The following is a 12,531-nucleotide window of genomic DNA, read 5'->3' as shown; positions in this document are numbered from 1 at the left end:
CCCTGCCCGTCCCCGCGCCTTGCCGCCCTCCATGACCACACCGCCGTCCGCTTCTGCCGCCAGCACCAAATCGGCCAACCCATCGGCCACCCCGTCGCCCCGCTCGCTCACCGTGATGCTGTGGCTCGTCGCCACCGGCTTCTTCATGCAGACGCTCGACTCGACCATCGTCAACACCGCGCTTCCCGCGATGGCGACGAGCCTCGGCGAGCTGCCGCTGCGCATGCAGTCCGTGGTGATCGCCTACTCGCTGACGATGGCCGTGATGATCCCGGTGTCCGGCTGGCTCGCCGACAAGCTCGGCACGCGCCGCGTGTTCTTCAGTGCGATCCTCGTATTCGCGGTCGGCTCGCTGCTGTGCGCGAACGCCCATACGCTGAATCAACTGGTGATCTTCCGCATCGTGCAGGGTGTGGGTGGGGCCATGCTGCTGCCGGTCGGACGGCTCGCCGTGCTGCGCACCTTTCCCGCGGAACGCTACCTGCCGGCGCTCTCGTTCGTGGCAATTCCCGGCCTGATCGGACCGTTGATCGGCCCCACGCTCGGCGGCTGGCTCGTGAAAATCGCGTCGTGGCACTGGATCTTTCTGATCAACGTGCCGGTGGGCGTGATCGGCTGCATTGCTACTTTCATTTTCATGCCGGACAGCCGCAACGAACAGGTCGGCAAATTCGATCTGAAAGGCTACCTGCTGCTGGTCATCGGTATGGTGGCGATTTCGGTCGCGCTCGATGGCCATACCGAGTTTGGCATTCAGCACGCCACCGTGCTGGTGCTGCTGATCCTGAGCCTCGCCGCCTTCGTCGCCTACGGCTTGCACGCGGTGCGCGAACCGGCGCCGATTTTCTCGCTCGACCTCTTCAAGATCCACACCTTCAGCGTCGGCCTGCTCGGCAATCTGTTTGCGCGGATCGGCAGCGGCGCGATGCCCTATCTGATCCCTCTGCTATTGCAGGTGAGTCTCGGCTATAGCGCGTTCGAGGCCGGCATGATGATGTTGCCGGTGGCGGCCGCCGGCATGGCGTCCAAACGTCTCGTGACGAAGCTGATCGTCAAGCACAGCTACCGGCGCGTACTGATCGTCAACACGGTGCTGGTCGGCCTGACCATGGCGAGTTTCTCGCTCACCAGCGCAAGCCAGCCACTCTGGCTGCGGCTCGTGCAACTGGCATTCTTCGGCGCCGTCAACTCGATGCAGTTCACCGCGATGAACACGTTGACGCTCAAGGACCTCGGCACCGGCGGCGCGAGTAGCGGCAACAGCCTGTTTTCGCTGGTCCAGATGCTCTCGATGAGTCTCGGCGTGACGGTTGCCGGCGCACTGCTCGCCACCTTCACCGGCCTGCTGCCGCGTGTGACTGCCGCCAACTCGCTGCCCGCGTTTCACGCCACGTTCCTTTGCGTGGGCATCATCACCGCGGGCTCGTCGTGGATCTTCGCGCAACTGTCGCCGGACATTCGCACACCCGCCAAAAAAACCGATCCTTCAGAGCGAACCTGAACCAACCTGAGCCAACCTGAGGAGCGAATACCCCGGCGCGCGCATCGCCCCGCGGCCGACCCGCAACGGGGCGCGCCGCACCAACGGAGTGCGAAACATCACGTTCGAGCCCGCACAGGCGCACAATCGCGTGATCAGAGTGTGACAACCAGGCATGCGCGCCGTGTTTCCGTACGCGCATAGTTCTTGCTCACCTATCCTGTAAACTCACATTTTGCGCGTGCGGACTCGTGTCGAGCATGCAGGCGCGCCGCTACCTCACTCGACTGACATGATGAGCATGATCGAACTCGATCCTCCCGGCTTCCAGCCGCCGCGCCCGATGGCCGGCGATGAAGGCGCCCGGCGCACTGTTCTGTACGGCGGGTACACCGTTTTCAGCGTGTTCCAGCCGGTTTTCTCGGTATCGCACCGGCGCGCGATCGGTTATCACGCATCGCTGCGCGCACACGACGAACATGCGCTGCAGGTCCCGTCGCACGAGGTTTTTACCCAGGCCGCACGGCGCGGCGACCTGCTGGAGCTTGGGCGGCTCGCCGAATCGCTGCATCTGGGCAACTTCAACGCTTTCGACAGTCACGACGAATGGCTCTTCCTGAGCCTGCACCCCGCTGCCCTGATGGACACCAGCTATGGCGACGCGCTGCTGGCCGGCCTCAAGGCGCTCGGCCTGCCGCCGCAACGCGTGGTGCTGGAAGTGTCCGAACAGGCGGGCGGCGAGACCACGCGTTTTGCGGAAATTATCGACGCGCTGCGCAAATCCGGCTTCCTGATCGCGCTCGACGGCTTCGGCGCGAAGCATTCGAACATTGACCGTGTGTGGAACCTGCGGCCCGACATTGTCACGCTCGACCGCTGCATCCTCGCGCAAGCCAGCGAACACTCGCACATTGAACGCGTGCTGCCGGGCCTCGTCTCGCTACTGCACGAATCCGGCCAACTGGTGCTGATGGGAGGCCTGAGCACTGAGCGCGACGCGCTGATCGCGCTCGAATGCAACGTGGATTTCGTGCAGGGCACGTTCTTCGCGGGCCCGAGCGTCGAGCCGGTCAAGCCGCAAAAGGCGGCCAATCTGATGGACTCGCTCTCGGCCGCACTGCGCGAGCGGGTCGCCACGCGTGAACGCGCACAGGCCGAGCGGCTCGCGCCGTACGTCGCGGCGCTCGAAACCGCCACCGCGCAACTGGTGGCCGGCGAATCGGTGGCACACGCCACCGCGCCGCTGCTCAAGCTTGGAGAGACGGCGCGCTGCTTCGTGCTCGACGGCTCGGGCCGGCAGATCGGTGACAACGTGCTGCCGCCCGGACGCGCTTCGCAACGCGCCAAGCGGTTCCGCCCGCTCCTACATTCGGAAGGCGCGAGCTGGGAGCGCCGGCCGTACTTCATCCAGGCGATGCGCGTGCCCGGCCAGGTGCATCTCACCCCGCCCTACCTGTCGATCAACGAAGCGCACCTGTGCGTGACGGCCTCGATCGCCGCGCACACGCCGGCCGGCACCCAGGTGCTATGCGTGGACATCAACTGGGAAGTCGCTGCGCACCGCAATTGAGGTCGTTGCGCTGCGCTGGATTCGCGCGAGCAGTTGCGTGACGGCCGTGCGGCCCAGCACGCGGTTGATGGCCTGCAAACGCGCCGCGCCGGTCACGATGCGCAGGGCGACAATCTTCGTTGAGCCATCCGGCAGGCCGTTGATGGACACGTCGAGTATCCCGACCACGTCGCCCTCGAAGAACAGCGCGATACACAACATGCCCGCAACCGACACGGTCTCGGCGTGGCTCGCGTGCCCGGCGAGCGACGTTACCGTGTCCACCCACCCTGCTGCTGCCGGTTCCGGCGCTGTCTCCCGTGCGGGCGCGGCTGCTGGCACACACCCGGGCGCCTCGCCGACGACTTCCGGCGCGTCGCTAAAGAGCCGCAACAGGCCGGTTCGATCCTGCGCCTCCAGCACCGAACGCAAGCGCTCTACGATCCGGGCATGGGCAACGGCGTCGGGCCGCGCGAGCGGCGCACCCGCGCGCCTGAGGCGCGTCTTGGCCCGATGGACGATCTGTCTGCAGGCGGCCGGTGTGCGCTCGAGAATGGCCGCGATCTCCGCGTAATCGCAATCGAAGGCTTCGTGCAGCACGAAGGCCGCCCGTTCGTCGGGTTTCAGACGCTCGAGCAGCATCATCACGCCGTATGACATCTCGGCCGACCGCAAGGCCAACTCTTCCGCCGATGGCGCCACCTCGTCCAGCCACGGCTCCGGCAGCCACCCGGCGGCCTGCGACGCGCGTTCGCGCTGCACATGCCGGAGCCGGTCGATCGCCGCGCGCGCGGTAATCGTGGTGAGCCAGGCGACCGGCGTCTGAACCTCTTGCGTGTTCGCGAGGTGCCATTTCAGCCCGACGTCCTGCACCACGTCTTCCGCTTCGGCCCGGCTGCCGAGCATTCGGTACGCCAGCGCGAGCAGGCGGGCGCGCACGGCCTCAAAGCTGGATGCCTTGTCGATTCCCTGTTCCGTCATACCTGGACCTCCAGTTCGTGCGTGGTGATAAACGCGCGCCGCCCTGCCTGCGAAGTTGTCCGGGCGCGCTGCCAACAACATCCTTTCCATCTTGACGGCTGAGCACCGGACCATGTGACAGCCGCACACAAAAATATTTTCGTCACACCGCCGCGTGCCAGGCCGTCATAACGGCAGTACCCGGCGCAATCAGCGCACGGGTTTCAATCCGGCTGCCGCGCAACCTGCGCCGCTCACCCAGACCGCCTACACGAGGTGAACATGCACCCCAGCTCTTCCACCATCACCGGGCTCGGCCTCGTGCCCACCGTGATCGAACAGTCCGGCCGCGGCGAGCGCGCCTATGACATTTATTCGCGTTTGCTGCGCGAGCGCATCATCTTTCTGGTCGGTCCCGTGAACGAGCAGTCGGCCAGTCTGATCGTCGCGCAGCTGCTGTTTCTGGAATCCGAGAATCCCGATAAGGATATTTCCTTTTACATCAATTCGCCGGGCGGCTCGGTGTACGACGGCCTCGCAATCTACGACACCATGCAGTTCATCAAACCGGAAGTGTCCACGTTGTGCACCGGTTTTGCCGCGAGCATGGGCACCTTCCTGCTGACCGCCGGTCAACGCGGCAAGCGCTACGCGCTGCCGAACGCGCGCATCATGATTCACCAGCCGTCCGGGGGCAGCCAGGGAACGGCGGCGGACATCGAGATACAGGCCAAAGAAGTGATCTATCAGCGCGAGCGCCTGAACGCCATGATGGCCGAGCGCACCGGGCGCAGCGTCGAGGAAATCGCGCGGGACACCGATCGTGACAACTTCATGTCGGCGCACGCCGCGAAAGCGTACGGTCTCGTCGACGAGGTGCTGGAAACGCGCGCGGCGCTCAACGCCTCGCCGCATCGCGTCGACATGTAGCGCGGCGGCCGCACGGGTGCGCCCGGAACACAAATGCTGTTCACCTTCGCTGGAATCGCTATCATGGTCGCGGTCGTCGCGTTCGACGGCCGCTTCAATGGAGAAATACATGGCGTCATCCAACGAAACCGTCAGCATGGCGCTATTTTGCGACTTCGAAAACGTCGCGCTCGGCGTGCGCGACGCGAAGTACGACAAGTTCGACATTAAACTGGTGCTCGAACGCCTGCTGCTCAAGGGCAGCATCGTCGTGAAGAAGGCGTATTGTGACTGGGACCGCTATAAGAGCTTCAAAGGCGCCATGCACGAGGCCAATTTCGAACTGATCGAAATTCCGCACGTGCGCCAATCGGGCAAGAATTCCGCCGACATCCGGCTCGTGGTCGACGCGCTCGACCTCTGCTACACGAAATCGCACGTCAACACCTTCGTTATCATCAGCGGCGACTCGGACTTTTCGCCGCTGGTATCGAAACTGCGCGAGAACGCCAAGCAGGTGATCGGCGTCGGCGTACAGCAATCCACTTCCGACCTGCTGATCGCGAACTGCGACGAGTTCTTCTTCTACGACGACCTCGTGCGCGAAAGTCAGCGCACGGTCGCCAAGCGCGAGTCGTCGCGTCCGCAACAGCCGGCCCAACAGGCGGCGAAGCGCGCGCCCGACGAAGAGAAGACCCGCAACAAGGAAGACCTCGAAAAACGCCGCACCAAGGCAGTCGAGATCGCGGTGCAGACGTTCGACGCGCTCGCCTCGGAGCGGGGCGACAGCGGCAAGATCTGGGCGTCGGTGCTCAAGAACGCAATCAAGCGCCGCAAGCCGGATTTCAACGAGACGTACTACGGCTTTCGCGCGTTCGGCAATTTGCTGGAAGAGGCTCAAGCACGTGGGTTGCTCGAGTTTGGCCGCGATGAAAAATCAGGCGCGTATGTGTATCGGAGCACCGCTGTGACGGTGATGAGCGAGAGCGCAAACGAACCGGGCGAAGCCGAGGGGTCCGCTGAACAGCCGGATGAGGTGCAGGCCACCGACATGATGATCGCCGAAACGGGCGGCAAGCACGAGGCTCGTGGTCGTGGACGTGGCCGTGACAGTCGAAGGGCAGGCCGGGGTACGCATAAGGTCGCTCGCGAAGAACGTCCTGCCGTTGACCAGGGCAGCGACGTCCACGCTAAAACGGACCGCACGCATGCACCAGCGCCGGCAAGCAGCGAATTCATCGCCGAGCAGTCGCAGGCACCTTCAGCGGAGTCCGTAGGCGTGACGGCCGCCGAAGCGGTCAGCTGGGGCGACCCGGACAACACCGCGGGCGAACTGGATGCGAGCGGCAAGAAAGCGAAACACCGCAAAGAACGCACACCGCGCAAGACGGCCGCGAAGAAGGCAAAGAAGGCCGCGCCGCGCAAGAGTAACGACGTGCCGGAGATTGCGGCGCCCGCCGAAGCCCCGCATTCCGTGCCCACCGCGGCCGCCACCGCCGAACAAACGCCTGCGCCGGCAAAGAAGGCAGCGCGCAAAGCCGCGCCGCGCAGCCGCACTCCGCGTAAAACGGCTGCGGCAAGCAACGCGGAATAGGTCACAGCAAACCGAACACCGCCACACCATTCGTGGCGCCCACGTACACCTTGCCGCGCGCGATCATCGGCGTAATGAACTTGTTGCCCGCGCCCCATTGATCGCGCGTGCCGGCCTGATTGCTGTTGTACAACTCGACGGCGAGATTGCCTGCGTTGTACGCATGCAGCGCGCCGACCGTGCCGTTTTCGGCCGCCCAGACGATGCCATTGCTTGTGCCGTTCGCCGATACGGCCGGCGTCGCGCCGGGATACGCAAAGACGGTCGCGCTCTTCGATGCCGCCGTGGTGGCAAGGTACGCCCCCGTGACCGGCAGCGCCTTCAGATTATCGTTCAGTCCTCCGTAGTAAACCACGCCGTTGTAGTAGGCCGGCGATCCCCAGATGCCGCCCGCCAGCGAACCGATCAATTCCTGCCAGATGTTGTTCGCGGTCGGGCTGAATTTGCCCATCGAATCGCGGTCGACCACGTAGATGATGTTGTCCTTGCCGGCCGCCACCGCCAGATGCTTGACGACGCCGCCCGCCGTCGTCTGATCCGGCAACAACATCACGCCGCCCGAGCCGAAATCGTTGTCCGCGTTGGCCTCCGCCACGACGTTGGACATCGCGAAGTAGTCGGTGACCTGCAGGGTGCTCAACGAGAGTTTCATCAGCGAGTTGCCAAAGTCGCCGTCGACCGGAAAGCCTTGCGCGTTCAGCGTCGTGCCGAACGTGCCGTTGCCGTCCACGACGTAGAGCGACGTGCCGTCGGATGCCATGCCCGAGCCTGCCATCCAGATCGATCCCTGACTACCGTTCGGCGCGATGTCGAGCACACCGGCCTGTTTCAGCGTGTCGGCGCTGTAGGCCATCGCCCAGCCGGTGTAGGCGCCCGACATGCAGTGCGCGGTCCAGCCCATGTAAATGTTGCCGCCGACCAGCGTGAGTGCCGCGCGCACCGCGTGCAGCGCGGGGTTGAACGTGATCACGCCGTTGACGCTGCCCGCGCCGTTGCCCGGGTAAGTCGCCGCGATCTCCATCGGGCCGCCCAGCATTTCTGCTCCGCTCGCCAGATCGAGCGCATGCAGCCGGTGATGATAGCCACCGTTGGCGTCTTTGGTCATCGCTACCGCATATAGCACGCCAGTCGTGCCGCGATTGCGGTCGATAGCCGGCGTCGACGTGATGCCGATCTCCGGGGTGATGTCCTGGCACCCGCGGTCGTCGCTGGGCGTTTCGCCGTTGCCTATCAGCGAGACTTTCCAGAGTTGCGCGAACGTGTTGGCGTCATAGGCGTAGACGCTATCGTGTTCGGTGACCACATAGACGACATCGTGCGACGCGCCGCCGATAGTCAGGCTGGTCACAAAAAGTGGCTGCCCGTCGACTTTGCCGTCCGCGGCAAGAAATGCGACTTTGCCGAAGCTCGCCGAATTGACGTTCGCCGGCGTGAGCGTAGTCTCGGCGAGCATCTGACCGGTGCGAGCGAGGTCGTTGTGATGCATGAGCACGTCGGTGGCGTAGGCCGTCGCCGATGTGGTGCCCGTTCCTGTGCCTGAACCGGTGCCGGTACTGCCCATTCCCGTGCCGCTGCCGCCCGTGCCGCTACCACCTGTTCCACTGCCGCCTGTGCCCGTGCTGCCGGTTCCAGTTCCGCCCGTGCCCGAGCCACCCGACCCAGCCCCCGCGCCACTCGCCGCCCCGCTTCCACTCGCCGTCGCGCCGGACGAACCACCCGAGCCACCACCGCACGAAACAAAACCGAATCCGAAGACGATGGCGAGCAGAATCGCCAACAAGCCCAGGCGGGACAGAACGCCCAGCCCGGACGCCTGATCGTCCGCTTGCGAGATTCGCATGTTCGCCTCATCTCTTGAACGATGCGACGGAGAGCGCCGCACGAGAATTCGTGCGTGTCGTGAATCACGTCGCGTGCCGCAAGAGAGGAGTCCGCCTCGCGCGTCTCCCGGTAATGGAATGGTTTTGTTGCCCCTGCGGCTGACTAACCGTACGCCGTTCGCGAAGGCGTTTGCCGCCATCGTGCTGTCTCGTTCCGCCATACGCTGACGAGACAGGACAACGGCGGAACCTGGTGGAACGAGATGCGCGACGAAAATCGATCAGTAGTACGGATAGGGTGCGTACATGACCGGAGGCGGCCCGTAGTAACGTGGCGGCGGAGCAACATAGACCGGTTGCGGCGCATACACGGGCTGCGGTACATAGACCGGCATTCGCGGTTGCGAAATCGTATTGCCCTTTGAGGTCATGCACTGGGCGTACGCGGCGTCGTACCGCGCCTGCAGGCTGTTGGCCGAGTACTGCGCGCCGTTCGCACCGGCCGCGCCGCCTAGCAGCAAGCCGCTGCCCGCGCAAATGGCCGCCCCCGCGCCGGCGTTGCCAGCCGCCGCGCCGATCAGCGCGCCGACGGCCGCTCCGCCCAATGTGCCGACCGCCGCGCTATTGACGCTGTTCGTGGTCGCCCCCTGAGCGGCGCCGGCCGCGTCGGACGAGCGGTACGCATAGTCGCGGCAGGAGTAATCGTCCTGCTGGAACTGATTGAGCGACTCGCCGGTGCGCGGCAGCGCGACGATGGAAGGACCGCTGGGCGGCACCACCGCGCAGCCGCCGAGAAGCGCCAGTGCGACCGCCGCCACGGGCAATGCGACGCGTATTGGGGTGAGATTTAAAATCATGATGGCGCACGTTTTATCGGAAAGAACACCCACGTTAGACCGATTTGTGTGAGTCTTGTTTACGAGATAGTTACCGATCTTTTTACGCTTACATTTGGATACACCGAGGTAACGGTCGCCCCAGCGCTGTTACGAACGGTGACAAAGATTCATTGGCGGCGAGGCGTGACAGACGACACTGCGCCGTTCAGGCACGATTTCCCTCACGCGAGGCGGCAGGACGGTAGTAATCTCCGATACTGTAATTGGGGGCAGGAATCAGGGTGTAACGCAAACGACGAATTCACTCCAGGAGCCGGGCAAATGGGAAGCACTAGCGCAGTTGCGGCAGCGGCAATCGCTTTTGTGGGCAGCCACTTTCTCCTCTCTCATCCGCTGCGCAGGCCTGTGGTTGGCGCGATTGGCGAAGCGGGGTTCCAGGGTGTCTATTCGCTGGTCGCGTTCCTGACGCTCGGCTGGCTGGTCGTGGCTTACCGCAAAGCTCCGCTGACCGCGCCACTCTGGGCGGCTGGGGACGTCCTCTGGGCGGTGGTGACGGTCGTCATGCTGATCGCGTCGATCCTGCTATTGGGTTCCCTGATCCGCAATCCGGCGCTTCCCACTGGCGGGCGGCGCAGTTCATTCCCGGAAGTGGCGCTTGGCGTGTACGCGGTGACGCGCCATCCGATGATGTGGTCGCTCGCACTTTGGGGGCTGTGCCACATCGCCGTGTACCCGGTGGCGAAGAACATCATTCTTGCCGCGGCTATCGTCATTCTCGCGCTCGTCGGCGCCGCCTTGCAGGACCATAAGAAGGAGCAGCTCGAACCCGCTCGCTGGCCCGAATGGGAGTCGAAGACGAGCTACCTGCCCTTCGCGGCGATCGCCGCGGGCCGTGCGCGGCTAGGCGGATTCGGCCTGCATGCGCTGCTCGGCGGCCTCGTTGTGTGGCTCGTGGCGACGTGGGCTCATCAGCCACTCACCGGCTGGGCCGCGGGCATCTGGCGCTGGCTGTAACGGCCGCCAGCGCGGCCGCTGAACCAGCCACGCATCATTCGCCACGCTAATACTCAGGACCATAAATTTCCGGGCGCCTACGGCACAACGGGTCGGCTCGGCGGCGTCAACTCCCACAGGTTTACTTCGCATGCGAATAAAGATATATTTCGCATGCGAACTTTTAAACCCGACGGCGTTCCCAAGGTGCGTGCCCTTGGGGCTGCCGCAAATTTTAGGGAACGAGACGATGACCCCGGAAATTAAAGCAGAGCTTTCAGACAATGGTGTACTGGCCGTTACGATCTCTCGGCCGGACAAGAAAAACGCCCTCACCAACGATATGTACGCCGCACTTGCCGATGCCATCGCAAAGGCAAATGAGGACGACGAAATTCGCGTGTTGCTGTTTCAGGCCGATGGCGACATGTTCTCAGCCGGCAACGACATTTCGGAATTCGCAGCGCAGGCGATGGGCAACGGGCCTGAAGAACGCAACGTCTTCCGCTTTCTGCGAGGCCTCGCGAATGCCACGGTGCCCATCGTTGCCGCCGTGCAGGGCAAGGCCGTCGGAGTTGGGACGACGATGTTGCTCCACTGCGATTACGTGCTTCTGTCCACTGATGCGCAACTGATCACGCCCTTCGTGAACCTGGCCCTGGTTCCCGAGGCTGCCTCCAGCCTTCTGCTTCCGTCGTGCATTGGACATGTGAAGGCATTCGAAATGTTCGCGCTCGGTGAGCCGGTTTCGGCAGAATCCGCCGTTGCGTGGGGGATTGCGAACAAGGTGGTCGCCGCCGAGGAACTGCGTGCCGAGGCACTGCGCATTGCCGGGAAACTCGCCCTTAAACCCGCCGGGTCACTGACCGCCATGAAGCAGCTGATGCGCGACGCCGAGAAGCTGACCGCTCGGATCGATCGCGAGAGCGCTATCTTCGCTGAGCGACTGGCAAGCGACGAGGCAAAGGAAGCCTTCGCAGCGTTCGCTCAAAAGCGCCAGCCGGACTTCACGAAAATCGTTCGGAAATAGGAACGGCAAGCGCAACGGGACACCGCCGGTGTCCCGAATCTGGCTAATCCGGGCTCTCGTCGACGGCCGGAAACTTCTCCTGCAAACTTGTCAGCCATCGCGCTACGACGTCGATCTCGGACGCGGTAAACCCTTCCGTCAGCCGGGCATTCAGATCGGCGAGACCTGCTTTCGAACGCTTGATTGCCGCGCGCCCTTCGCCTGTCAACCACAGTCGTGACGCGCGTCGATCGAACTCATCCGTGTAGCGCTCGATGAGACCGGCACGTTCGGCTCGGTCGACCAATCCACTCATTCCCGGCGCCTTGAGGTCAAGCGCTGCGGCCGCTTCATTCGTGAGGGCGCCGTCGTTCTTTGCCAAGAAAAAAAGCAGGCCCGCTTGCGCTGCTGTCACGCCACCCAAGGCTGTTCGCGCCTGCGACCACCGGTGCAGGCGCCGCTGCCCCACATTCAGTAGATAGACAAGCCGATGATCCATTCCGAGCCTCGCTTTACGTTCCAGTCACCGCAGCATTGATCAACCATTAGTTCGCGTGCGAAATATATCATGAGCCGCGGCGAACGCTGTAAAAGAAACGGCCACAAAAAAGCCCTCTCGCGGAGGGCTTTCTTGACTACTAGGCTTTCAGACTATCTGGTCACGCTACAACCGGCAAATTTACGCGAAGTTCTTCGACGCGAATTCCCAGTTGACGATGTTCCAATACGCTTCGACAAACTTCGGACGTGCATTGCGATAGTCGATGTAGTACGCGTGTTCCCACACGTCGATCGTCAGCAGTGCCTTGGCGTCCGTGGTCAGCGGAGTGGCTGCGTTGCTCGTCGACACCAGGTCGAGCGAACCGTCGGCCTTTTTCACCAGCCATGCCCAGCCCGAGCCGAACGTGCCGACTGCGGTCTTGGCGAATTCTTCCTTGAACTTCTCGAACGAACCCCACTTGGCGTTGATTGCGTCCGCCAGCGCACCGCTCGGCGCACCACCACCTTGCGGCGACAGGCTGTTCCAGAAGAACGTGTGGTTCCACACCTGAGCTGCGTTGTTGAACAAACCGCCCGACGCCTTCTTGACGATTTCTTCGAGCGACAGGTTCTCGAATTCCGTACCCTTGATCAGATTGTTCAGGTTGGTCACATAGGTCTGGTGGTGCTTACCGTAGTGAAACTCGAGCGTCTCTTCCGACATGTGCGGGACGAGTGCGTTTTTCGCGAACGGCAGCGGCGGGAGCGTATGTTCCATGGTGCTTTCCTTCTGTCTGTATCTGTTGTGGGGAGTCTGCGGATAACGCTATTGAGCACTCGATTGTAGGCGAGTTGGAATAACCCCGCAAACCAACGGACTTTATGTCCGGCATTGGCA

Annotated in this window: 11 protein-coding genes; 6 read left to right on the top strand and 5 right to left on the bottom strand. The window is 63.4% G+C overall.

The genetic code is table 11. From position 1 onward, the window contains the following. Positions 1-31 precede the first annotated feature (31 nt). Positions 32-1,501 (top strand): multidrug transporter subunit MdtD, encoded by a 1,470-nt coding sequence (mdtD, locus tag A6V37_RS22510; RefSeq protein ID WP_064268687.1) that lies wholly within the window; start codon positions 32-34, stop codon positions 1,499-1,501. Between the two features lie 274 nt (positions 1,502-1,775). Continuing rightward, positions 1,776-3,050: an EAL domain-containing protein gene (locus tag A6V37_RS22505; protein ID WP_064268916.1), complete on the top strand. Its 1,275-nt coding sequence runs from the start codon at positions 1,776-1,778 to the stop codon at positions 3,048-3,050. Here the strand turns inward: A6V37_RS22505 and A6V37_RS22500 are convergent. Further along, the gene (locus A6V37_RS22500; protein ID WP_064268688.1) at positions 3,006-4,010 is read right to left on the bottom strand and encodes a sigma-70 family RNA polymerase sigma factor; all 1,005 of its coding nucleotides are present in this window, start codon (positions 4,008-4,010) and stop codon (positions 3,006-3,008) included. The two genes, A6V37_RS22505 and A6V37_RS22500, sit on opposite strands and share 45 nt — an antisense overlap. 261 nt (positions 4,011-4,271) lie before the next feature. Between A6V37_RS22500 and clpP the strand changes: the two genes are divergently transcribed. Together clpP and A6V37_RS22490 are read left to right on the top strand one after the other, a co-directional pair. After that, positions 4,272-4,919 (top strand): ATP-dependent Clp endopeptidase proteolytic subunit ClpP, encoded by a 648-nt coding sequence (gene clpP, locus A6V37_RS22495; protein ID WP_064286359.1) that lies wholly within the window; start codon positions 4,272-4,274, stop codon positions 4,917-4,919. 109 nt (positions 4,920-5,028) lie between these two features. Continuing rightward, entirely contained in the window at positions 5,029-6,492 is a 1,464-nt protein-coding gene (locus tag A6V37_RS22490) for an NYN domain-containing protein (RefSeq protein ID WP_064268690.1), read from the top strand. A 1-nt stretch (position 6,493) separates the two neighbouring features. Here A6V37_RS22490 and A6V37_RS22485 read toward each other — a convergent pair whose 3' ends face one another. Beyond that, positions 6,494-8,332, bottom strand: a complete 1,839-nt coding sequence (locus A6V37_RS22485; RefSeq protein WP_100249396.1) for a PQQ-binding-like beta-propeller repeat protein — start codon at positions 8,330-8,332, stop codon at positions 6,494-6,496. Between the two features lie 261 nt (positions 8,333-8,593). Continuing rightward, positions 8,594-9,169 (bottom strand): glycine zipper family protein, encoded by a 576-nt coding sequence (locus A6V37_RS22480; protein WP_064286358.1) that lies wholly within the window; start codon positions 9,167-9,169, stop codon positions 8,594-8,596. A gap of 303 nt (positions 9,170-9,472) precedes the next feature. On the opposite strand from A6V37_RS22480, the gene A6V37_RS22475 reads away from it, so the two are divergent. Beyond that, positions 9,473-10,165: an NnrU family protein gene (locus tag A6V37_RS22475; RefSeq protein WP_064268692.1), complete on the top strand. Its 693-nt coding sequence runs from the start codon at positions 9,473-9,475 to the stop codon at positions 10,163-10,165. Between the two features lie 229 nt (positions 10,166-10,394). After that, positions 10,395-11,174, top strand: coding sequence for an enoyl-CoA hydratase-related protein (locus tag A6V37_RS22470; protein WP_064268693.1), 780 nt, complete (start codon positions 10,395-10,397; stop codon positions 11,172-11,174). A 43-nt stretch (positions 11,175-11,217) separates the two neighbouring features. Here the strand turns inward: A6V37_RS22470 and A6V37_RS22465 are convergent, their stop codons facing one another. Both A6V37_RS22465 and sodB read right to left on the bottom strand, forming a co-directional pair. Then, complete coding sequence (locus tag A6V37_RS22465; RefSeq protein ID WP_064268694.1) at positions 11,218-11,652, bottom strand: MarR family winged helix-turn-helix transcriptional regulator; 435 nt, start codon at positions 11,650-11,652, stop codon at positions 11,218-11,220. 180 nt (positions 11,653-11,832) lie between these two features. Continuing rightward, positions 11,833-12,411, bottom strand: a complete 579-nt coding sequence (gene sodB / locus A6V37_RS22460; RefSeq protein WP_064268695.1) for a superoxide dismutase [Fe] — start codon at positions 12,409-12,411, stop codon at positions 11,833-11,835. Positions 12,412-12,531 lie beyond the last annotated feature (120 nt).

Origin of the sequence: Paraburkholderia ginsengiterrae, assembly GCF_001645125.1 — a bacterium.
Classification (GTDB): domain Bacteria; phylum Pseudomonadota; class Gammaproteobacteria; order Burkholderiales; family Burkholderiaceae; genus Paraburkholderia; species Paraburkholderia ginsengiterrae.
Note: the sequence above shows the minus strand (reverse complement) of the source record. Positions and strands in the feature narration are given on the sequence as shown.